We start from the raw sequence: 21650 nt of genomic DNA on the forward strand, positions 1-21650 counted from the left end.
CTGGCAGCTCTGGTTGACCCAAGGCATCTGTGATGAAATGCGACCCCAATCAATATCGCGCCGCGCCGCCATCACTTGCCGTGAAGCCTCGTCTGATACGCCAACTGTTCCTTCCGCCGTTGATCATCGCCCTGATGATCGGCCTGGGTTATATCGGCTTTTGGGTCAGCGAGTACTATGGCATCCGCACCCTCAGCGACAACGGCGAACGCCAGTTGGAGTTGCACGCCCGCACCGTCGAAAGTGAACTGAGCAAATACACCTATCTGCCCAGCCTGCTGGAGCTGGAGTCCAGCGTGTCGCAATTGCTGGCCGAGCCGAACCAGGAAACCCGCAAAACGGTCAACGACTACCTTGAGGGCCTGAATCGTCGCAGTCGCAGCCGAGCCATCTACGTGATGGACACCACCGGCCGCGTGCTGGCCACCAGTAACTGGCGCGATGCCGACAGTTACCAGGGTGAGGACCTGTCTTTTCGCGCCTATTTCCAGAATGCCGTACGCGGCCAGCCCGGCCGTTTCTACGGTATCGGCAGCACCAACGGCGAACCCGGCTATTACCTGGCCCATGGCCTGGAAGAGCACGGCAAGATCATCGGCGTCGCCGTGGTCAAGGTGCGCCTCGAAGCCCTCGAAGAACGCTGGCAGCGCGCCCGTCTCGAGGCGTTCGTGAGCGACGAGAATGGCATCATCATTCTGTCCAGTGACCCGGCGCGCCGCCTCAAGGCTGTACGCCCGCTGAGCGATGACACCAAGGATCGCCTGGCCCACAGCCTGCAATATTACTGGGCGACGCTCAATGAACTGCAACCCCTGGCCCGCGAGCGCCTGAACGAAGGCACCGAGAAACTGACCTTCCCGGCCAATTCGGAAGTGGTCAACGACCAGCACGCCGTCAGCTACCTGGCGCAAACCCGACCGCTCAACGACACGCCGTGGAATTTCACCCTGCTCACCCCGCTCAATGATCTGCGCCGTGCCGCGATCAATCAGGGCATCCTGGTGGCAGTTGCCTTCGGCCTTGTCGCCTTCCTGCTGATTGCCTGGAACGAGCGACGCAAGGTCATCGCCACCCGCCTCGCCGCTCGGGAAGCCCTGCAGGAAGCCAACAGCCAACTGGAGCGGCGGATCGCCGAACGCACCGCCGACCTGCGCGCCAGTAACGAACGGCTCAAGGGCCAGATCCGCGAACGGCGCCAGGCCGAAGAGACCCTGCGCCGCGCCCAGGACGAACTGGTGCAGGCCGGCAAACTCGCCGCCATCGGCCAGATGTCCACCAGCATCGCCCACGAGTTGAACCAGCCGCTGGCCGCGCTGCGCACCCTGTCCGGCAATACCGTGCGCTTCCTTGAGCGCGGCGCCCTGGACACCGCCAGCACCAACCTCAAGACCATCAACGAACTGATCGACCGCATGGGCCGTATCACCGCCAGCCTGCGCTCGTTCGCCCGGCGCGGCGATGACCAGGGCGAAGCCAGCCTGGGCAAGGCCGTGGACGCTGCGTTCCAGGTGCTGGGCGCACGCCTGGACGGTTTGCCACTGACCTTGCACCGCGACTTCGCACCCGCCCAGTTGCAGATCGACCAGACACGCCTGGAACAGATTCTGGTCAACCTGATCGGTAATGCTCTGGACGCGATGCAGACGCAACCGGCGCCGCAATTGTGGTTGGAGGGCCAGAGTACCGAGGGCAAATACCGCCTGCTGGTACGCGACAATGGTCACGGCATCGCCCCTGAGGCACGCAAGCATTTGTTCGAACCCTTCTTCACCACCAAGCCCGGCGAACAAGGCCTGGGCCTGGGCCTGACCCTGTCCGCGAGCCTCGCAGCCGCGACCGGTGGCAGCCTGGCCGTGGAACACCCGGCCGGTGGTGGTACTGCCTTTGTCCTTAACCTGCCGCTGGCGGGCGCTAAAAAAGTTGAGTCGACATGAATACTGATCCCCAAGAACTGACCGTGCTGATCGTCGAAGATGATCCCCACGTGCTGCTCGGTTGCCAACAGGCCCTGGCGCTGGAAGACATCCACAGCGTCGGCGTGGGCAGCGCCGAAGAAGCGCTCAAACGTATCGGCGAAAACTTTGCCGGCATCGTCATCAGCGATATTCGCCTGCCGGGCATCGATGGTCTGGAGCTGCTGACCCGCCTCAAGGCGTTGGATAAAAGCCTGCCGGTGGTCCTGATTACCGGGCATGGCGATATTTCCATGGCCGTCGGCGCCATGCGCAACGGCGCCTACGATTTCATGGAAAAACCCTTCTCTCCCGAGCGCCTGGTCGACGTTGCCCGTCGCGCCCTGGAGCAGCGTGGGCTGGCGCGAGAGGTCTGGTCACTGCGCCGCCAGTTGGCCGAGCGTGATTCGCTGGAAGGCCGCATCATTGGCCGCTCGCCGGCGATGCAGAACCTGCGCGAGCTGATCGCCAACGTCGCCGACACGTCGGCCAACGTGCTGATCGAAGGTGAGACTGGCACTGGCAAGGAGCTGGTTGCCCGTTGCCTGCATGATTTCAGCCGACGCCACTCCCATCAGTTCGTCGCCTTGAACTGCGGGGGCCTGCCGGAAAACCTGTTCGAAAGCGAAATTTTCGGCCACGAGGCCAATGCCTTCACCGGCGCCGGCAAACGCCGCATCGGCAAGATCGAACACGCCCACCAAGGCACGCTGTTCCTCGATGAAGTGGAAAGTATGCCGATCAACCTGCAGATCAAACTGCTGCGGGTGCTGCAGGAACGCACCCTGGAGCGCCTGGGTTCGAACCAGAGCGTGGCAGTGGATTGCCGGGTAATCGCTGCCACCAAGTCCGACCTCGACGAACTGAGCCGCGCCAACCAGTTCCGCAGCGACCTGTACTACCGCCTCAACGTGGTCACCCTGGAACTGCCGCCTTTGCGCGAGCGGCGCGAAGACATCCTGCAACTGTTCGAACACTTCCTGCAGCAATCGTCGCTGCGCTTCGACCGGGCGGTGCCGGAGCTGGACAACCAGACCTTGTCGAGCCTGATGAGCCACGACTGGCCGGGCAACGTGCGTGAACTGCGCAACGTCGCCGAACGTTTTGCCCTGGGGCTGCCCGCCTTCAAGAAAAGCGGCGCCAGCAGCGGCAACCATGGCCTGGCCTTTACCGAAGCGGTAGAAGCCTTTGAGCGCAACTTGCTGGTGGACGCCCTGCAGCGTAGCGGCGGCAACCTGACCCAGGCCAGCCAGGAATTGGGCATGGCCAAGACCACGCTGTTCGACAAGGTCAAGAAATACGGGTTGAGCCACTGATGGATCTGTTCTTGAAGGCCGCACTTGGCGCGGCGGTGGTGCTGATCCTGGCGGCACTGGCCAAGACCAAAAACTATTACATCGCAGGCTTGGTGCCACTGTTTCCGACCTTCGCGCTGATCGCCCACTACATCGTCGGCAAAGGGCGTTCGGTGGAGGATTTGAAGACCACCATCGTGTTCGGGATGTGGTCGATCATTCCGTACTTTGTGTACCTGGCAACCTTGTATGTGATGGTCGATCGGATGCGACTGGAAGCGTCCCTGGCAGTGGCCGCCGTGGCCTGGTTGATGGCCGCCTCGATCCTTGTCAGCATCTGGGTTCGCCTCCACTCCTGACTCAACTCGGTAAGAAATGTGGGAGGGGGCTTGCTCCCGATAGCGGTGGATCAGGGAAATATGTACTGACTGACACACCGTTATCGGGAGCAAGCCCCCTCCCACATTTTTTAGCTACGCAGCATCAGCGGACTATTTTGTCGACCTGAATGCCCAGTTTCTTCAGTCGATACCAGAAACTGCGCTCGGAAATCCCGATCCGCTGCGCCGCCGCGGCCTGCACCCCGTTGCTCTCCTGCAACGCCGCCAGAATGTAGGCTTTCTCCACCTCGGCCAGCGCCGCATCCAGATCCTGCGGCACGCCCGGGCCGTCGCTGAGGATCGCCGTCACATCGCCCTCGCTCGGTTTTGAAGCAAACAGATAACCCGGCAAATCAATATCCTCGATCACCGGCGACGCTGCCACGATGGTCGCGCGCTCCACGCAGTTTTGCAGCTCGCGGATATTGCCCGGCCAGTGATACGCCGCCATCGCCTGCAATGCCTCGGGGCTGAAGCCGGTAGTGCGCTTACCGGCGGTGGCGCTCAAGGTCTGGGCGAAATGCCGGGCCAGGGGCGCGATATCTTCCACGCGCTCACGCAGGGCCGGCAATGGAATCGGGAAGACGTTGAGGCGGTAGTAGAGGTCTTCGCGAAACTCTTTGTTCGCCACTGCGTCCAGCAGGTTCTTGTTGGTGGCGGCAATGACCCGCACATCCACCTTGCGCTCGCGTGGGTCGCCCACCGGCTCGATGACCCGCTCTTGCAAGGCGCGCAAAATCTTGGCCTGCAACGCCAGGGGCATGTCCCCCACTTCATCGAGGAACAGCGTGCCCTTGTCGGCCTGCATGAAGCGCCCTACCCGGTCGGCCACGGCGCCGGTGAAGGCGCCTTTGCGATGGCCGAACATCTCGCTTTCCAGCAAACCTTCGGGAATCGCCGCGCAGTTGACGGCCACAAAGGGTTTGTCGGCGCGGCTGCCATGCTTGTGGATGGCGCGGGCGACCATTTCCTTGCCGGTGCCGCTTTCGCCGGTCAGCAGGATGGTTGCGCTGCTGTCACGCACCGAATCCACGGCTTGCAGCACCTTGCGAAACGCCGGGCTGTCGCCCACCAGGCTGTCGAACTGCGCATGTTCATCCAGCTCGGCGCGCATCCGCGCGTTATCGCGCATGATGTCGCGAAATTGCAGGGCCTTGGCCACGGTGATGTCCAGCTCGTCGATATCGAACGGCTTGGCGATGTAGTCATAGGCACCGTTGCGCATCGACTGCACGGCATTTTTTACCGTGCTGTAGGCGGTCATCACAATCACCGGCACCTGTGGATAGCGCACCTTGATCTCGGCCAGCAATGCCGGCCCGTCCATGCCCGGCATACGCCAGTCGCTGATCACCAGGTCGATGTCCTCCTCGCCCAGCACCTTGAGCGCATGCAGGCCGTTGCCCGCGCTGAACACCTGGATACCGTTCTGGCTCAGGGCCTGGGTCAGCAAATCACAGAGCTTGGGCTCGTCGTCCACCACCAATACGTTATGCGTCATGCCCGTCCTCATCCTCGCCGTCGTCTTCACCGTTAGCCGGAATGTACAGGCTGAAGGTGGCGCCGGCATCTTTCTCACTGGCGCATTCGATGCTGCCGTCGTGACTTTCCATGATCGAATAGACTTTGGCCAGGCCCAGTCCGGTGCCCGATGCCTTGGTGGTGACAAACGGCGTGAAGATACGCTCGACCATATCCGCCGGGATACCCTGGCCCGTATCGGCGATGCTGATCACCGTGTTGTCGCCCACGTTGCGGATGCCCAGGGTCAGGCGCCCGCCTTCGGGCATCGCGTCGATGGCGTTGAGTATCAGATTGAGGCAAGCCTGCTTGAGCTGCTTGGCATCGGCATAGATCGTGGCGTCGGGCGCCTGATCGTCAATCTGTGCATCAATATTGTGAGTGCTCAGCTCCGGGCCGCAGAAACCGAGGATTTCTTCCACCAGGGCACGTACCGGCTGCAGCACGCGTATCGGTGGATTGGGTTTGGCGAAATCGAGAAACTCGGTAATCAGCTCGTTGATGCGGCTGACCTCGCTGATGACGTACTCCAGGTGACGCTTATCGGTTTCCGCGAGGTCGGCCCGCCGATGCAACAATTGGGTGGCGGTCTTGATGATGCCCAGCGGGTTGCGGATTTCATGGGCCAGGCCCATGGCGACTTCACCCAGGGCATGCAGCCGATCACGCCGGCGTAGTTGGGCTTCCAGGTGGTGCAGTTCGCCGAGGCGCTCGGTCATGTGGTTGAAGGTGCTGCTCAACTGCGCCAGTTCATCACCGCCACTGACCACCACGCGATGCGCGTAACTACCGGAGATCACCGCGTTCACACCTTGGGACAAGTCGCGCAGCGGTTTGGTCAGGCGCTGCGACACCAGCACCCCAGCCGCCAGTGACAGCGCCGAGCTGAGCAGGAAGATCAGCACGAACAGGTTGCTCTGGTTCACCAGCCCTACCAGGCTGGTGTGACGCAACAGGCCGCTGAATATAACGCCTTGCAGTTCGCCGGCATCATTGAAGATCGGCCAGTACAAACCGCTGTACTGGTTAGTGAATTGCTCGCTGGGCTGCTTGGTGCTGCGCAGCGCGGCCTCGACGTTCTTCGGGATGCGCGAAGGGTGATTCTCGAAACGCTGGGTGGAAAATATCTCGGAAAAACCCGCCGGGTTGGCCAGGTACAAACGCAGGTCCAGGGAGTGCACATCGGCCACGCTGGTGAGGAAACTGCTGTCCAGGTAGGTCGCCACCAACAACAGGTAATCAACGCCATCGCGGCTGGTCTCGAAGGTTGACACCACCAGCCCCGTGCTCACCCCCGCGACTTGCACGGTCTGCAGCACGGCATTGCTGGTCAGGTTGATCTGCCTGACGATGTCATCGGCGGCTGTGCTGAACACCACTTTGTGGTCGCTGGTGCGAATCAGCGCGACCACGTCGATATCGGTGGCATCGGCAATGTCGGCGGTCAGCCGGTCATGCTTGGCCGCCTGTTTGGACGACGGTGGGCTGGTATAGCGCAAGAACAGCTTGGCCATGCGCGCGTTGTCATGAAGGATGTCACCGATCTCATCCTTGACGATCTTGGTCGATTCTTGCAGCCAGATACGCACGTTGCTGTCGAAAATCTGCGACAGCGTGGTGGCGGCCAGCTCAGCGGCGATCATGGTCGGAATAACGCTGACCAGCCAGAACGCCAGCACCAGCTTGCGCTGGACGCTCCAACGCGAAATGGCAAAGGGGCGGGCTTTCTGGCGGGTCTTGGTGATCATCAGGTTTCGCTTATCGCAGCAGCCATGGCAGGGTCGGAACGATCCGGTCGAATAAACAGTTTTACAAGCTTGAGCAGGCCGTTGACCAGCCGGTTGCGGTGGCGGAAGAACAGGCTGTTGCCCTCGAACTCGCACCCCAGCCGCAGTTTACTGGCATACCCGGCCTGGCCGCACTCGTACACCGGGATATTGTGCTCAATACAATAGTCGACATTGGTCAGCCAACTGCGAAAGTACAGGTTGTACTCACGGCTGAATTCGATGTCGTGGCCAAAGAACTTATCCACCAGCCGCTGCTCATCCAGCAGGATCAGGTTGAACGCCACCAGGCGTTCGTCCACCCAGTAAAGAACACAGACCGCCCGTTCGTGAAGGTGTTCAAGCACGCCGGTGAAGTAAGCGGCAGGCAGGCGCTCGAACTGTAGATCTGCGCGCGCAAGCGTGGCCTCGTACAGGCGCATGATCTGGGGCAGCACATCATCGACGTTGTGCCGCCACTCGATGCGCGGCCCGGGTGCCCGTAGCTTGCGACGCAGGTCCTTGCGCGTGGATTTGCCCAGCGAGCCCAGGTACGCATCCACCGACCCATAGGGCAACGGCAACACCCCGGTCGGCAAGCTCGGCATGGTCTGAAAGCCGGCCGCACGACAACTGTCGGCCCAATGCGGGTCGTTGGTCGGCGCGTCCTTGACCGCCACCAGCCCAATACCGAAATGGTCGGCATCCCGACGCGCAGCCGCCAGTAACTGGCGCAACAACAACGCGCGGCGGGCCTCGGGCACATGGCTGGCGACCCCCGCATCACAACGCTCAGCCACCGGCGAACCAATGGCGTACAGCGCCAATTGCAAAGCCTGCGGCCACAGGCGAGCCAGGCGTTCGGTCACGCGCTTGCCCGCCCCCGACACCGTGGTGTCGAGGCGATAATGGGTAATGAACGCAGCAGCCACAGCCACTAACGTTTCATCTTCGTAGACCGCCAGGTAACGCCACTGAAAATCATCGATAGCGGCGTTTTCCACGGCCAGATAATAGTCCCAATCCTCCAGGGCACCGGGAAAACAATCATTCCAGGCATCGCGCTGGATCGCCCGGATGGTCGGGAAGGCTTGGGTGGTTATCACAGATTGCCCTTATTTCTATGGCGAACGCCGATCAAATGTGAGAGCTGGCCTCGGTGCGTCAGGCAGACCGCAGTGATGCCATGGCTGGCAAGCCAGCGCCCACCTTGACCGGCGTTGACCTGAAGGCTGTGTGCTGCTCGACAAACTCGGCACTCAACTCGATCACCCGTCGGTATTGCAGGTCGACGGTGATCATGTGGTAGCAGTTATCCAGCAAAATCTTGGTCACCGGGCCGCCGAGGTGGCGTTCCACGTAGTCGGCGTTCCAGCGGCTGGTGATGTCGTCTTCGATCGAATGCAGCACCAGCGCCGGCACCTTGATGTCGGGCATGCGCTTTTTGACCACCGCGTTCATGCGGTGCAATTCGCGCACGGTAATGCCTTCCATGGTCAGTAAACCGGCCTCGCTGCTTTCACCTTCCTTCATCTGTCGCTCGACGATGGCCCGCAGGCGCTCATTCTTGATGCCGTAGGGCGGCTTTTCTTCGAAGCTGCAAACGTGCACGCCGAATGGAATCTTCATCAGCAACGGCGTGAGGAACGCCAGCTTGTTGATGCTCCAGCCGTCGTACTTCAGGGTGGTGGAGTACATCAGCAGCCCGGCGACCTGGCCTGGGTGTTCGGCGGCCACATACATGGACATCACCGCGCCCATGGACAAGCCGCCGACAAACACCTGCCCGTGGCGTTGCTTGACCTGCAGGAAGGTCTTGCGCACGCCTTCGTACCAGTCACGCCAGCCGGTAGCCTGCAAGTCGCTGTTATCGCCGCAGTGCCCGGCCAACGTGGGCACATACACCGTGCAATTGCCTGTCTTGGCCAGGCCCTTGGCGACCTGGCGCAACTCGGTCGGTGTGCCGGTCAGGCCGTGGATCAACAGGATCCCGACCGGACCTTCACCGAGAACGAAGCCGGCGGTACCTTCACCGAGGTCGATCCCTTGCGCATTCACCGATTGGTCGCTCGCACCAGCAGTTGCTCAAGCAGCTTGAGACCCAATTCGATTTCCGGGTAGCTGATTTCCAGGGACGGTGCCAGGGTGATCACGTTCTTGTAGTAACCGCCCACGTCGAGGATCAGACCCAGCTTCTGGCCGTCCACCACCATGTCGCCTTTCATGCCTTCCTCGACCATGTAGTCCAGGGTCGCCTTGTCTGGGGTGAAGCCGTCCGGGCCGCAGATTTCGCAGCGCAGCGCCAGGCCCAGGCCGTCGACATCGCCGATGATCGGGAAGCGTTTTTGCAGGTCCTGCAAGCCTTCCAGGAAGAACTTGCCCTTGGCCATGACCATCGCGCCGTAATCGACTTCGTTGGTCATCTTGAACATTTCCAGGCCGACGGCGGTGCCCAACGGGTTGGAGGCGAAGGTGGAGTGAGTCGAACCTGGCGGGAACACCTTCGGGTTGATCAACTCTTCACGGGCCCAGATACCGCCCAATGGGTTGAGGCCATTGGTCAGGGCCTTGCCGAACACGATCACGTCCGGCTGCACATCGAAGTGCTCGATCGACCAGAGCTTGCCGGTGCGGTAGAAGCCCATCTGGATTTCGTCGGACACCATCAGGATGCCGTGCTGGTCCAGGACGTGCTTGAGCTCGCGGTAGAAGTTCATCGGTGGGATCACGTAGCCGCCGGTGCCCTGGATCGGCTCGACATAGAAAGCTGCGTATTCGCACTGGTTGGTTTTGGGGTCCCAGACGCCGTTGTATTCGGTCTCGAACAAACGGGCGAACTGCTGCACGCAATGGCTGCCGTACTCTTCCTTGGTCATGCCCTTCGGGCCACGGAAGTGGTAAGGGAATGGGATGAAGTTGGCGCGTTCGCCAAAGTGGCCGTAGCGACGACGATAGCGGAAACTGGAGGTGATCGACGAGGCGCCGAGGGTGCGGCCGTGGTAGCCGCCTTCAAAGGCGAACATCAGGCTTTTGCCGTTGCTGGCGTTGCGTACCACCTTCAACGAGTCTTCGATGGACTGCGAACCGCCGACGTTGAAGTGCACGCGGCCGTCGAGACCGAACTTCTTCTTGGCGTCGACCGCGATCATTTCCGAGAGCTCGATCTTGCCTTTGTGCAGGTACTGGCTGGCAATTTGCGGCAGGGTGTCGATCTGTTGTTTCAGCGCATTGTTCAGACGCGGGTTGGCGTAGCCGAAGTTGACCGCCGAGTACCACATTTGCAGGTCGAGGTAAGCCTGGTCTTCGGTGTCCCACACGTAGGAGCCTTCGCAACGGCTGAAAATACGCGGAGGCTCGATGTAGTGAACGGTGTCGCCGTAGGAGCAATACTTGGCTTCTTTATCCAGAAGGATCTGGTCTTCGGCGGTAGCGATACGGATATCAGACATGATGGAAGAGTTCCTGAGTGTCAGAAGAGGTGTTGAAGGTGGTGGCGTTGGCCGCGATGCCTTGGGGCAGCTTGGCCAGCAGTGCGGTCACTTGCGCAAAGGTGTCGAAGCGCGCGTGAGGAATCTGGTTGGCGACGCAGTACTCGGCGAGGCTGCCCTTGGCGAACACGAAGTCGGCGGTGGAAGCCACGCACATGTCGGACTTGCCGTCACCTATCACCAGTACGCGCTTGTTGCGCGGGGTGGATTTGCACTTGCAGTTGCCGGAAGCGGCGCGGCAAGCATCGCTGGCGTAGGGGAAGTCGATACGCCAGCTGTTCTGGTCGACCTGGCGCAGGCGGTTGGCGAGGATCGGCAACAAGGTCACGTAATTGCGCGACAGGATGCGCGCGATGCCCTGCTCGATGCCGTCGCTGACCACCTCGATAGAGGCGCCCAGGTCCATGACGTGATCAACGAAATCCGGGAAGTCCGGGTCGATCTCGACGCTGTCGAAATACGCCAGCAGTTCGCTTGGGGTGGCCTTGATCAGCGCCAGTTGGCGGCTCAGGCATTCGCGTGAACCGATATGCCCGTCCAGCCATTGCTGTTCAATGGTTTCCCACTCGGGGCCGGCGAAGCGTTGGAGGACGTTGTCGATGACATCCGTGGGGGTAATGGTCCCATCGAAGTCACACACGATATGCCAGTGGATCATCTACCTGTACCTGAGAGAGCGCGCTGTATGCGCTTGCAACAGGGATAGAGCAGGGAGTGTGCCAACTAGTCAAAACCCAGTGGGGCTGGGGGTTTGCCGGCAGAGTCGCAGTGATAGGCGTGCTGCAAGCTACAATTTTTGTAGCTTGCTACAAACAACATGAGTGCTTGCGCAGGCGCGAGGGTTTGCGCGTTCATGCGCGCCTGTCACCTCAGGAACGTACACCATGACCAACATCACTTCTGCCGTATTCGCAGGTTTGCTCGGCCTATGGGGCTGCTCCAGTGCCGCCTGGGCAGACGGCATCAGCGGCGACGTGGGCGCGGGCCTGAGCTATCAGCCCCATGACCCCACCGGCAGCCGCTACGAAACCCGACCCGTGCCCTACCTGGACCTGGATTGGGGCGACGTCAGCCTGAGCACCGACGACGGCTTGACCTGGAGCGCGCTGAACACCCACGGCATCACCGCCGGCCCCTATATCAATTACCTGGCAGGGCGTACCTCCAACGGTGAGTTGCAGGGCTTGCGCAATGTGTCGGACATGGCTGAGGTCGGCGGTTTCATCCAGTACGCCCCGGCCAACTTCTGGCGGGTCTACGCGCAACTGGGCCAGGCCGTGGGCGGCGGGCATTCCCAGAGCGGCACCCTGGGTAAGATCGGCGGCGAACTGGGCTACCCGTTGGGCGGCGGGATTATCGGCAGCAGTGGGCTGGTGGCGCATTTTGCCGATGCACGCCAGGCCAATACCTTCTTTGGCGTAGACAACAACGAAGCCGCCGCCACCGGCTTTCGGCCCTACAACGCCAGCGGCGGCTTCCAGAACGTGACGTTGAGCCAAAGCTTCGCCTTTCCCCTGGCGCCCCACTGGTCGCTGCTGACCAGCGCAAGCTGGGTGCATCTGGTTGGCTCGGCGGCCCGAAGCAGCATCGTCAAGCAGGCCGGCGAGGTGAATCAGGGGCAGGTGCAGACGGCGATCAGCTACACCTTCGATTAGAACCCGATGCAGTTCTGCCTTAGGTAAGCACATCCAAATGTGGGAGGGGCAAGTCGCATCGTCGCACCGCCCCTCCCACATTTTGCCTGTGATTCGCAGCACAGTTTTCAGTGCTCTTCGCCCTCAGCCAAAAGCGCGATACCACCGATAATCACCCCCACCCCCACCCAATGCAACAGGCTGATGTGCTCACCCAACCCCAACCACGACCCCAGCAGCACCGCCACAAACACCAGTGAACTCAGGGGAAACGCCAGCGACAAACTGCTGCGCCGCAAGATCAGCATCCACACAAAAAACGCCCCCAGGTAACTGGCAATCGCCGCCAGGATCCCCGGGTTACGCGCCACGTCGGCCAGCCACTGCCAAGTGAAATCCATCTGCCCCAATTGATCACCGGCCACCTTGGTAAACAATTGCCCGGCGCTTTCGGTGGCAATCAGCAGCGCCCACAGCACCAGGGTGCCCAGGCGCCCATGTAACCAACCGCTATCGACTGTCTGCGTCGTCATGCCTGGCTCCCCGCAATCGCGACCAACATCACACCCAAGGTAATCACCAGCGTGCCCAACCAACGCCTTGGGCTGACCCTTTCCTTGAGCACCACCCTGCCCGCCAGAACCACCAGGCAATAGGCCAAAGCCGCCAACGGAAACAGCAGACTCAATGGCGCACGGGACAGGGCTTCGAGCCAGACGAAAAACTCGATGACATAGGCGCCCACACCGGCCCAGAGCAACGGTGCATTGAACACCTGGCCCCAGAATGCGCGCAGGCTGAACCCGCCATCGAGTTGCGGTAAGCGGTCCACGCCCAGTTTGAAACACAGCTGGCCAATCACATCGAGAACAATGGAAAACGCCAGCAGCAACACCACGGTCAGGGTCACGGGAACAGCTCCTCAAACAGGTTGATCAAGGCCTCATTGGTCGCGGCATTGCGCTGCAAATCTTGCGCGCTCCAGCGCTGCGGCGGCGGCTGGTCGGACTTGGCTTCCCAGCGCTTGAACGCGTTGCTGAACTCCGGCGTGGCGAACTCACCGCACACGTCGATGCCAATGATGCGTTTGTGCGCCGCCAACGCCCGCAGGGCCTGGAGCAGATGGGTCAGGCGCATACCGCCCTGATCCCAATTGGTGGCGGCGTCTTCGCTGGCCAGCACATCCTTGTCGATGGTGATCCAGATCGCTTCGGTGGGCAGGCTGGCGATCATCTGGTCGAGGAATTTCGCCCAATCGAGCTCTGCCAGGTTGCGCCAGTGCAGGTGGTTTTCCTGCTGCTGGTGACCCGCTCCATCACCGACCCGACCCCAGACCTTCGACGGCGGGTGCTGCCAGGGAAACAGCTGCAATTGCCCGCGCTTGAGCGCGCCAAGGTTGCCGCCACGCAGTTGTGGGTTATGCAGGTCATCGCTGCACGGGCCGAGGGTGACGATGCGCTTGATCGCCGGCATCTTCAGTGCGCGGTTGACCCAAGAACCACAGTGGCGCTTGGGCGCAAAGCGTACCCAGTCGGGGTGGTTGTCGAAGTGGATCAGGCTGACGGGCTCTTTCAAATCAGCCAAAAAGGCCGGCGTAAGGTGGTGATAGTCACCGGAGCCGACAAACAGGATTTCCGGGCGCGCATCCCTGGGCCGAGGCCGTTGGGCCAGGCGTTCGGTGAATCGTTTCCAGGTTTTTTCTGTGGACCACAGGCGCAGTTTCGGCCCCAGATCGAGCAGGTCCAGACGCGTGGCCCGGCCGTTGGCCAACCGTCGGGCAATGGGTGCCTGGCCGGTAAGGCTGTGGTCGAGGTCAAGTATGTTCAAGGTAGTGTTTCACCCCTAATGGCAGCGCCCAACCGCAGGCCGGCCGGGCTTTAGGGGGGTAATGCAAGGGATGGGCCAGCGTTTGGATGAGCGCCGTTTTTGAAAACAATGAGTATCAAGTGTGGGAGCTGGCAAGCCAGCTCCCACATTAGAGCGGCGTCAGGATCGCGCTTCGGCAATGATCTGGCGAATCGCGCCCACAAAGGCTTCAGCCGGCTGGCCGCCGCTGACAGCGTACTGGTCGTTGAACACAATGGTCGGCACCGAGGTCACTCCGCGGGTGATCCACAGTTTTTCCTGCTCGCGCACTTCGGCGGCATATTCATCAGAGGCGAGAATTTCGGCGGCGCGCTTCAAATCCAGGCCGACGCTTTCGGCAATGATCGCCAGGGTCGCGTGGTCGGACGGGTCCTGGCCATCGCTGAAGTACGCCTTGAAGAGTGCTTCCTTGAGGTTGTACTGCAAGCCTTCCAACCCGGCCCAATGCAACAGGCGATGCGCATCGAAGGTGTTGTAGATGCGGCTCTGGCCGTCGGTGCGAAAAGCGAAGCCCAACGCTGCGCCCATGTCGCGGATGCGCGCACGGTTGGCCTGGGATTCTTCGGCGGTGGAGCCGTATTTTTCAGTGATGTGCTCGACGATGTTCTGACCTTCGGCGGGCATGTTCGGGTTCAGCTCGAACGGCTGGAAATGAATCTCGGCCTGCACCTCGGCACCAAGCTGGTCGAGGGCTTCGGTCAGGCCGCGCAGGCCGATGATGCACCAGGGGCAGGACACGTCGCTGACGAAATCGATTTTCAGGGGAGTACTCATGGTAGGCAACCTCGCTGGCTTGAATGCGCCGCAAAGGTTGCACGATACACCAACTTCACAACACCTTCGAAGGCTCGCCCAAGTCGATCTGCGCCCAGTGCGCGGTATCTTCACGATGAGCCTGCAGGTAGGGCAACACAGCCGCCAGCAACGGCGCCTTGAACGCTTCCTGGAAACGGTGGGCCAGGCCGGGTATCAGTTTCAACTGGCTACCCTGGATATGCGCGGCCAGGTGCACGCCGTGCATCACCGGCAACAACGGATCGGCCGTGCCGTGCACCACCAGGGTCGGCACGCGCAGTTGGTTGAGCAACGGCACGCGGCTGGGCTCGGCGAGGATCGCCATGATCTGGCGCTTGACGCCCTCGGGGTTGAACGCACGGTCGTAGGACAGCGCCGCCTGATGCAGCAACGCCTGACGATCATCCTTCACATTCGGGCTGCCCAGCGCCGCAAGCAAATCGGCTTGCTGCTCCAGGGCCACCTCACGATTGGGCGCGCTGCGCCGTGACAATAATTGCACCAGCGCCGCGTTCGGGGCGGGCAGGCCCTCGGCGCCGGAGCTGGTCATGATCAACGTGAGGCTTTCCACCCGCTGCGGCGCCATTGCCGCCAGGTGCTGGGCGATCATGCCGCCCATGCTTGCGCCAAGGACATGGAATTGCTGCACCTGCAACGCATCCATCAAGCCCAGCGCGTCGTCGGCCATGTCGGTCAATGTATACGGCGCAGCCACCGGCAAACCGAGCTTGTAGCGCAGCACTTCGAAGGTCAGGTTGGCACTGGCCGGCGCTTGCCGCCAGGTGGACAGGCCGACGTCACGGTTGTCGTAACGGATCACCCGAAACCCTTGCTCGCACAGGGCGACCACCACTTCATCCGGCCAATGGATCAACTGCCCACCCAGGCCCATCACCAGCAGCAACGCAGGGTCCGACGCCCGCCCGATACTTTGGTAGGCGATGCTCACCTGTTCCAGGTCGACGGTTTGGGTCGGGACATTGACATCACATCGAGAAGCCGCAAAGGACGGCAGGCCGAATAGCAGAGCGGCCAGTAAAAGCAACACACGCATGAAAAACACCGAAACGCAGAACCCCAGTAGAGCGCGAGTCTGATGAAGTTTGTTCAAGCGCGCTGCCACAGTTGCGTGACAATTTGATGAATGACGCCGAGCGGTCATCGGCCTCTAACTATGTAGGCCACAACCTTCCTCTTGCTCAACGTTAATGAGGCTCTCTTTTTTCGTGAGCACCGTCCCCTTTGGGTCGCCAGCGAATAAAGCTTGTTCACTTCAGCACAGTCCGCAACGTAGCGGCCTGTGCGCTCCAACGCCCTACTTCAAGGATTGAAACCATGACCCACACTACAGGCCCCACCGATTTCGGCGTCTGGTCTCCACTGCCGCTACCGAGCATTGACGAAGACCTGTTGGTCGACGCCACCCAACGCTGGCAAGACTGCCGCCGCGATATGCTCACGCTGATGGCCGGCATTCCGACGGTTCGCAGTTCGATCAACCGCCTGCTCCAAACCGATCTGCAACTGGACGGCGAGCGCGTGATGCTGCAATTCCCCGCTACCGAACAACGCGGCCGTAGCCTGATCAGCCTGACCGATGCCTGCCTCTACCTGCAACAACACCCAAACCTGGACACGACGCAAATACCGGAATGCAACCTGCTTTACCTGCCGGCGCAACCACCCCTGGCGCAACACACCGTTGCCCAACTGCTCGATGAGCTTAAAACCCTGGATCTGGAGCAAGCGATCGAGGACAACTGGTTGCGCTATTGGCGCACGGAGCGGGCCCCCAATACGCCTCTGACCTGCCTCAACCGGGCGACCGAACTCTACCGGATCCACTTCGAAGCCAGTGGTGAACACTTGCTGGCCGAAAAAAAGATCCATCCCGAAGTGCTCACACCGTTGTTCTCGCTGATCAACCCGGTAGCGCCCACGGCCGACGCGCCAAAATTCTGCGTCGAGCAGCTGTTGCTCAAGCGCACCGGGGCCAATGCCATCGCGCTGCCCGGCGCCTGGGTCCTGACCCTGGATACAGAACAACCGGTCAGCCAACTGGTGTACCTGCCGACACAGGCGCCTGCCTGGCATACCTTTAGCCGGCGCCTGGACCTGGAACGTTGGTTGCTCGACCGGCAAACCACATTGTTCGCAGCCAGCGACATCGATCCCCTGGCCAGTATCGAGTACAAGATCAACAACAACCCGCTGGAAGCCGGCCTCAACCTTTGGCTCAAGCAGTTGGCCAACCAGCAATACCAGGACGCGATCAAGCCGTTGGCCCACGTCAAGATCCACAATGCCTACCAGGCCAGCCAGCATATTGACCAACACGATGTTCAGCGCCGGGCCCAGGCACTCTTTGCGCAAGCGCCCGACCAACCGGGGACGACCGTCGATGCACAGGTCGACAGTAACCTGCCACAGTTCGGCCTGCTGCATAACGGCATGCACGCCAGCCAACGCAAGGTCCTGATAAGACAGCACCGCCGCGCCCTGGAAAAACTGTTCGGCAGCAACACCCCGACGAGCCCAGCCTGGCAATCGTTCAAACAGCAACTGGACAACCTGAAAGTGCAGCAACGCGCCGCTGAAGACGCGGCACGCGCCATGCTGAACCGTAGACACTTGGATTTCGCCGCACTCAACACCCACTACTCCGCGCTCTACCAGGCGCGCCTGCAGGGGCTGCGGATCGAGGCGAACATTCAGCGGGCCCTGGACCAGATCACCGAAGCCGAACTGCTACAGATCACCAGTGCCCTGGATACGCCTGAGCCTGACGTCATGACGTTGGTGTTGTCGGTCAAGCGGCCCGGCGATCTCCAGCCGACACACACCGAACTCAACGGGCCGCTGGTCTTGCTTCCCCCCCAGGACCCGCAAACCCCAACCACCGGCAGCGGCACGCATTTCGTCTACTGGCCCGGTAACGACGGCGGCTTGCAACGCTTCGCCTCCCGACAGGCGCTGGAAGAAGCTTTGTTCGCCATCCATCCCCAAGATGAGGTACTGGCCCTGCAGTTCAAGCCATTGGCCCAAGATCCCTTCGAGTACAGCCTGAGCAGTCAACAAACCGCCTTCGAAGAAAAAGCCGCGAGACTGCGCCAAACCTGGTCCGCCCCGGAAGACGCCGCAACGCTAGCCGGTGAGTTGGAAAGACTGCGTGCACAAACGCTGCCGAGCTTGCTGATCCCGGATAACGCGGCACGCGAGGCCGCGTACCTGCAACTCATCGAGCAATACAATGCCCAGGTGCTGGCCAACGACATGCAACCGTGGATGCGCCTACAGTCCACAGAAAAACACGAAACCCTAACGAAACTTCTGAGCGCCTATATCCCCGCGCTGACCCGTTCACAGGCCTTGTTTGGACGCTCACTGCCAGCACGTGACGTGTTTGTCAGCCAACAGCTGGATGCACGCTTGCGCAAGGATTTCGGCATTAAAAAAGGTTTTACCCTGGAGCTGGAGCTGCCCGACTCGGTGGCGCAAAAGCGCGATATCGTTGCCGGTGCCGCGCCGGGCTCGCCAATCAAAATGATCGATGTCCCCAGCGCTAAACGCAGCAAGATGACCCTGGACACCCTGGCCTTACTCAACATCGGCGCTGATATAAGTCTGCGCCTGGGGTTCGTGAGCGTCGAAGTGACGGCCGATGATCCCCTCGAAGGCAACACCCTGAAGGCGGGTGTCACCAGCCACTATCTGGCGGCCATGGTCAAGGACCTCAATCTGGCGCAACGCTATGAAACGCGGATTATCAGGGCCTTCGATGGTTCACCGGAGGAGTCTACATTCCAAAAACAGTACCGCCGCGAATGCCTGGTCGACCCCCTGCGTCTGATGCTCAAGGCCCAAGGCCTGCTGGCGGTCATGCAAAACCATATCAACAGCGACGAACTGAGTACCCTCAATACAGCGATCGATGCCGATACCCAGAGCGCCTGGGATGTCGATGGCAAGCGCATCCGCCTGTTGCCGGCCCACCTGAGCATAGGCGGCAAGGACACGAACCAGGAAAGCCCGATCACACTATCGGGTATCACATTCATTGAGGAACAGAACAGCGGGAGCATCGTGCTCTACCTACCCGACGCCCCCGACCAACGCTACCTGCGCGGTTATGCCAGCCTTGAAAAGGCGCGCCTTGCTCTGTTTGAACTGTGCCGGCTCGACAGCATGTTGGAGTATGTCGCGGGCCGTGCAATCAAGGGGGACGTACGGGCACACATCAGCCGCATCGGCCAGGCCATCGACAAAGACCAAAACGCGATGATCCAGTCAGGCTTTGCTTGGCCCGCCACCACTTCGCTGGCTGTCCATCAGTTGAATGCCCATAGGGGCCGCCTGCTCGAAGCCCATCGTAATGACTCGCGCTCCAACGATGATCTGGCCAATGAGAGGTACCATCTTCAAAGCGCCAGGGTGTTCAACGGCATCAAAATTGCCCTGAGTATTGTCCCGGTGGTTGGCACCGCCGTCTCCCTGGTAGACGCTGGCATCAGCCTATATCAGGCGGTTGCTGCGTTCCGGCGCGGTGATATCGGCGATGGCATCGACCTGCTGGCCTCGGTGTTCGAAAGCCTGTTGTATGCGGCCATGGATGCCCTGGCCATGGCCGCGGTGCCCAGCGCACGCGCCAGCACCGCCCGCCAACTGACCGCAGCACGCCAAGGCAAACAGGCGCCAAGCCCAAGCTTCTGGCGATCCTTGAAACGCCGCCAGGGCACCACCACTCGCCAGCGCTTCGCTGGCTTCGAACACCCCGACCCCCTTGCAAGCGGCAGCCTGCAACCGGTGTTGACCGGGCCCTATCGCCACACCTTGCGCCATAACGTGTCCGGCGATTACTTCATCTTCAGTGAAGGGCGTTATTACAGAGTCAGGTACGACGCCGGCACCGGAGAAATGCGCCTGATTGCCAGAAACAGGTACGACAGTGTGGTCGTTGAACTGGACCCTGCCCTGCAATGGGACACTTACGGAGCGCTGCATGGTGGTCGCAACACCGTTTATGGCGGTGGCAGCCGGCGCAGAGGGCGTGGGGAAGCCCAGCCGGGCAGCGTTCCACCGGCGGTCAATCGGCAACTCCCGGCACCCGCGCTGGAGGTCAATACGCAGCGCGCTACGCTCGGTAACGATGTGACAACCCAATACAACAACCTTAAGACCCAAGTCGATGCCAGCACCGCAAAGTTAAGAAAATACGCAAGCGACTATCCAACCCCCTCAACCACGTCCACTCAAAGAACAACAGACAGCAAAGCCCTGGATGTCGACCTGGCCAGGGACATCGAAAGCGCCAAGAAGATGTATACGTCGCTCGAACTGGCCCAGCAACAGCAAGTCCGCCTACCCGACTTCAACTATGCAGCAGAACTGAGTAAAACAGCCCACATTGTGTCGGACCGACTCAATCACCTGATTCACCATGCCAGCAACCGTTCCGTGGCGTCACTTGACCGATCCATCGCGATCACCCAGCAACTGGATAACCTGTCTCCAGCCTCCCCCATCACTCAAACACTGCTCAATGAAGTGAGGCAATGCCGCCTGAACATACTTGATGATCTTAACGTGATAGAGCGCTCGATGAAGGACATGGGCACCTGGAGCAAACGCATTACCGCCAGAACGGCGCGCACTGAGGTCGCGGCCAACCTGGCTCATTGGAAGCAGAAATTTACCGACCTGCGCATTACCAGTATGCGCAGCGGCCAACTGTTGCACCCCATCACCCGCCGACAGCAAACCGTGGGCATTGACTGGATCTACCAGGAAACTGCGGTGAATCAGGCCAGGCACAACGTCAGCCGCGCTCTAACCGCGCACATGACCCTACCCGAAGCCAATATCAGCCGGGTCGAACGCAATCGAATATTGCAGAACTGCATCAAGGTCTATGAAGAATTCTCACGTGATCTGAGTGCCTGGAACGAGAGGTCACCCGATCATTTCGATCCGAACTTTTTCCAACTCATGCAAAAAGACCTTGACCGCTTGATTCGAAAAGCCGAACGGGCCATCAAAAAACCCGCCTCCGAGCCCAATCCAAACGCTACTCGGAAGGCCTTTGAAACCGAGGACGGGCAACTATTGATAGGCACCGAAAAACCCGCCGGGCAACAATCACCGCGACAATTCATCATCAGCGACGCCGACGGCAATCCCACTGAGGTATGGGATAGGGTTGGCGACAGCAACACCTACCGTTTGAACCCGACCCAGAGCCAACCTGCCGCCGCCCCGCCTGCGCTGCCCACCGACCGCCGCGCCACGCTTGCGGATGCCCGTACCCGCCTGGACGCAGTGGATGCTTTTGAAAAGCAGGTGCGAGGGTACAAAACCATGGAGCCGATCAACCTCGAACACAGGCTGGTCACCGAAGCCAAACAACTCAGGATTCGCGCCAACAACGTGCAAAGCCTGGACGCGGGCAACCCGATTGTCGATCAATTACGCACTCGTGCAACTGCGCTTGAACAGGCAGGCGAAGCCTTACGGATCCAACGCAGCCTGGAAAGCCCAACGCCGACTGAAGGCTACCTGGACTATCTGGCCGGTAAAGGCCGAGTGGTGATTCGAAAAATCGGCGCGCGTAAAAAGCTCAGGGACAAACGCCCTGACGGCAAAGACGACTACCTGCAGGAATACGAGATCTACGATTCGAACCGGCAGGCTAAGGCTGACCAACCGATCTGGTACGCGCACTTTCACTATGACGCGCTGCAGTCCTCGTTCGACAGTTTCCCCAAGGCGCATTTAAAGCGCTTTGAACAACGCTACCTGGGAATGAAATGGCAAGCCGCAGCAGAGGGACTGGCATTTGCAGACACTAAAATCTGGCGTGGGTCTATCGAAAAGCCCTTCGCCAGAATGCACTTCCAGGCGCTGAAGTAAGCCCAATAGGTGGGCGGCCAACATGAAGAGCTTTCAATGAATTATCA

16 protein-coding genes are annotated in these 21650 nt (G+C 60.6%); 5 read left to right on the forward strand and 11 right to left on the reverse strand.

Annotated elements, in window-relative coordinates; translation table 11 throughout:
• The first annotated feature begins 32 nt into the window (after window positions 1–32).
• The 3 genes from E4P01_RS08405 to E4P01_RS08415 are packed head-to-tail and all read left to right on the forward strand — an operon-like array spanning window position 33 to window position 3606.
• On the forward strand, window positions 33–1934 hold the full coding sequence (locus tag E4P01_RS08405; protein WP_032877539.1) for a sensor histidine kinase: 1902 nt from the start codon (window positions 33–35) through the stop codon (window positions 1932–1934).
• A complete protein-coding gene (locus tag E4P01_RS08410; RefSeq protein ID WP_032877540.1) occupies window positions 1931–3268 on the forward strand; it encodes a sigma-54 dependent transcriptional regulator in 1338 nt (445 codons plus the stop codon). Before E4P01_RS08405 ends, E4P01_RS08410 begins: the two co-directional genes overlap by 4 nt.
• Window positions 3268–3606 (forward strand): GlpM family protein, encoded by a 339-nt coding sequence (locus E4P01_RS08415; RefSeq protein ID WP_034118321.1) that lies wholly within the window; start codon window positions 3268–3270, stop codon window positions 3604–3606. Before E4P01_RS08410 ends, E4P01_RS08415 begins: the two co-directional genes overlap by 1 nt.
• A gap of 124 nt (window positions 3607–3730) precedes the next feature.
• On the opposite strand, the gene E4P01_RS08420 is transcribed toward E4P01_RS08415, so the two are convergent.
• Genes E4P01_RS08420 through E4P01_RS08445 form a run of 6 tightly spaced genes read right to left on the reverse strand, consistent with a single transcriptional unit; the run spans window position 3731 to window position 11060 of the window.
• Window positions 3731–5128, reverse strand: a complete 1398-nt coding sequence (locus tag E4P01_RS08420; protein WP_078820408.1) for a sigma-54 dependent transcriptional regulator — start codon at window positions 5126–5128, stop codon at window positions 3731–3733.
• Complete coding sequence (locus E4P01_RS08425) at window positions 5118–6896, reverse strand: HAMP domain-containing sensor histidine kinase (RefSeq protein WP_216090813.1); 1779 nt, start codon at window positions 6894–6896, stop codon at window positions 5118–5120. Before E4P01_RS08425 ends, E4P01_RS08420 begins: the two co-directional genes overlap by 11 nt.
• Window positions 6896–8020, reverse strand: a complete 1125-nt coding sequence (locus tag E4P01_RS08430) for a GNAT family N-acetyltransferase (protein ID WP_032877545.1) — start codon at window positions 8018–8020, stop codon at window positions 6896–6898. Before E4P01_RS08430 ends, E4P01_RS08425 begins: the two co-directional genes overlap by 1 nt.
• Before the next feature lie 58 nt (window positions 8021–8078).
• Window positions 8079–8972, reverse strand: a complete 894-nt coding sequence (locus tag E4P01_RS08435; RefSeq protein ID WP_005785233.1) for an alpha/beta fold hydrolase — start codon at window positions 8970–8972, stop codon at window positions 8079–8081.
• The gene (locus E4P01_RS08440) at window positions 8969–10363 is read right to left on the reverse strand and encodes an aminotransferase class III-fold pyridoxal phosphate-dependent enzyme (RefSeq protein WP_005785231.1); all 1395 of its coding nucleotides are present in this window, start codon (window positions 10361–10363) and stop codon (window positions 8969–8971) included. The genes E4P01_RS08435 and E4P01_RS08440 overlap by 4 nt, the downstream gene beginning before the upstream one ends.
• The gene (locus E4P01_RS08445) at window positions 10356–11060 is read right to left on the reverse strand and encodes an MtnX-like HAD-IB family phosphatase (protein WP_032877547.1); all 705 of its coding nucleotides are present in this window, start codon (window positions 11058–11060) and stop codon (window positions 10356–10358) included. Before E4P01_RS08445 ends, E4P01_RS08440 begins: the two co-directional genes overlap by 8 nt.
• Before the next feature lie 226 nt (window positions 11061–11286).
• Here E4P01_RS08445 and E4P01_RS08450 point away from each other — a divergent pair, with 226 nt between their 5' ends.
• Window positions 11287–12057, forward strand: a complete 771-nt coding sequence (locus tag E4P01_RS08450; protein WP_005785228.1) for a MipA/OmpV family protein — start codon at window positions 11287–11289, stop codon at window positions 12055–12057.
• Between the two features lie 107 nt (window positions 12058–12164).
• Here the strand turns inward: E4P01_RS08450 and E4P01_RS08455 are convergent, their stop codons facing one another.
• The 5 genes from E4P01_RS08455 to E4P01_RS08475 form a co-directional block, all read right to left on the reverse strand.
• Window positions 12165–12569, reverse strand: a complete 405-nt coding sequence (locus E4P01_RS08455; RefSeq protein ID WP_078820405.1) for an EamA family transporter — start codon at window positions 12567–12569, stop codon at window positions 12165–12167.
• Complete coding sequence (locus E4P01_RS08460; protein WP_032877549.1) at window positions 12566–12946, reverse strand: EamA family transporter; 381 nt, start codon at window positions 12944–12946, stop codon at window positions 12566–12568. Before E4P01_RS08460 ends, E4P01_RS08455 begins: the two co-directional genes overlap by 4 nt.
• On the reverse strand, window positions 12943–13863 hold the full coding sequence (locus E4P01_RS08465) for an arginase (protein ID WP_216090812.1): 921 nt from the start codon (window positions 13861–13863) through the stop codon (window positions 12943–12945). Before E4P01_RS08465 ends, E4P01_RS08460 begins: the two co-directional genes overlap by 4 nt.
• A gap of 159 nt (window positions 13864–14022) precedes the next feature.
• Entirely contained in the window at window positions 14023–14676 is a 654-nt protein-coding gene (locus E4P01_RS08470) for a DsbA family oxidoreductase (protein WP_032877552.1), read from the reverse strand.
• Between the two features lie 55 nt (window positions 14677–14731).
• On the reverse strand, window positions 14732–15751 hold the full coding sequence (locus E4P01_RS08475; protein ID WP_216090811.1) for an alpha/beta hydrolase: 1020 nt from the start codon (window positions 15749–15751) through the stop codon (window positions 14732–14734).
• 281 nt (window positions 15752–16032) lie between these two features.
• Between E4P01_RS08475 and E4P01_RS08480 the strand changes: the two genes are divergently transcribed.
• Window positions 16033–21603 carry a DUF6543 domain-containing protein gene (locus E4P01_RS08480; RefSeq protein ID WP_216090810.1) on the forward strand — a complete coding sequence of 1857 codons (5571 nt, stop codon included), beginning with the start codon at window positions 16033–16035 and terminating at the stop codon, window positions 21601–21603.
• The last annotated feature ends 47 nt before the right edge of the window (window positions 21604–21650 follow it).

It is taken from the genome of Pseudomonas sp. NCIMB 10586 (genome assembly GCF_023127895.1).
In the GTDB taxonomy this organism is placed as follows: Bacteria; Pseudomonadota; Gammaproteobacteria; order Pseudomonadales; family Pseudomonadaceae; genus Aquipseudomonas; species Aquipseudomonas synxantha_A.

Excerpts from the sequence above, each read along its gene's own strand:
- E4P01_RS08440 (WP_005785231.1), bottom strand. The coding sequence starts at position 10,363 with ATGTCTGATATCCGTATCGCTACCGCCGAAGACCAGATCCTTCTGGAT.
- E4P01_RS08455 (WP_078820405.1), bottom strand. The coding sequence starts at position 12,569 with ATGACGACGCAGACAGTCGATAGCGGTTGGTTACATGGGCGCCTGGGC.
- E4P01_RS08420 (WP_078820408.1), bottom strand. The coding sequence starts at position 5,128 with ATGACGCATAACGTATTGGTGGTGGACGACGAGCCCAAGCTCTGTGAT.
- E4P01_RS08410 (WP_032877540.1), top strand. The coding sequence starts at position 1,931 with ATGAATACTGATCCCCAAGAACTGACCGTGCTGATCGTCGAAGATGAT.
- E4P01_RS08475 (WP_216090811.1), bottom strand. The coding sequence starts at position 15,751 with ATGCGTGTGTTGCTTTTACTGGCCGCTCTGCTATTCGGCCTGCCGTCC.
- E4P01_RS08470 (WP_032877552.1), bottom strand. The coding sequence starts at position 14,676 with ATGAGTACTCCCCTGAAAATCGATTTCGTCAGCGACGTGTCCTGCCCC.
- E4P01_RS08445 (WP_032877547.1), bottom strand. The coding sequence starts at position 11,060 with ATGATCCACTGGCATATCGTGTGTGACTTCGATGGGACCATTACCCCC.
- E4P01_RS08425 (WP_216090813.1), bottom strand. The coding sequence starts at position 6,896 with ATGATCACCAAGACCCGCCAGAAAGCCCGCCCCTTTGCCATTTCGCGT.
- E4P01_RS08415 (WP_034118321.1), top strand. The coding sequence starts at position 3,268 with ATGGATCTGTTCTTGAAGGCCGCACTTGGCGCGGCGGTGGTGCTGATC.
- E4P01_RS08450 (WP_005785228.1), top strand. The coding sequence starts at position 11,287 with ATGACCAACATCACTTCTGCCGTATTCGCAGGTTTGCTCGGCCTATGG.
- E4P01_RS08480 (WP_216090810.1), top strand. The coding sequence starts at position 16,033 with ATGACCCACACTACAGGCCCCACCGATTTCGGCGTCTGGTCTCCACTG.
- E4P01_RS08405 (WP_032877539.1), top strand. The coding sequence starts at position 33 with ATGAAATGCGACCCCAATCAATATCGCGCCGCGCCGCCATCACTTGCC.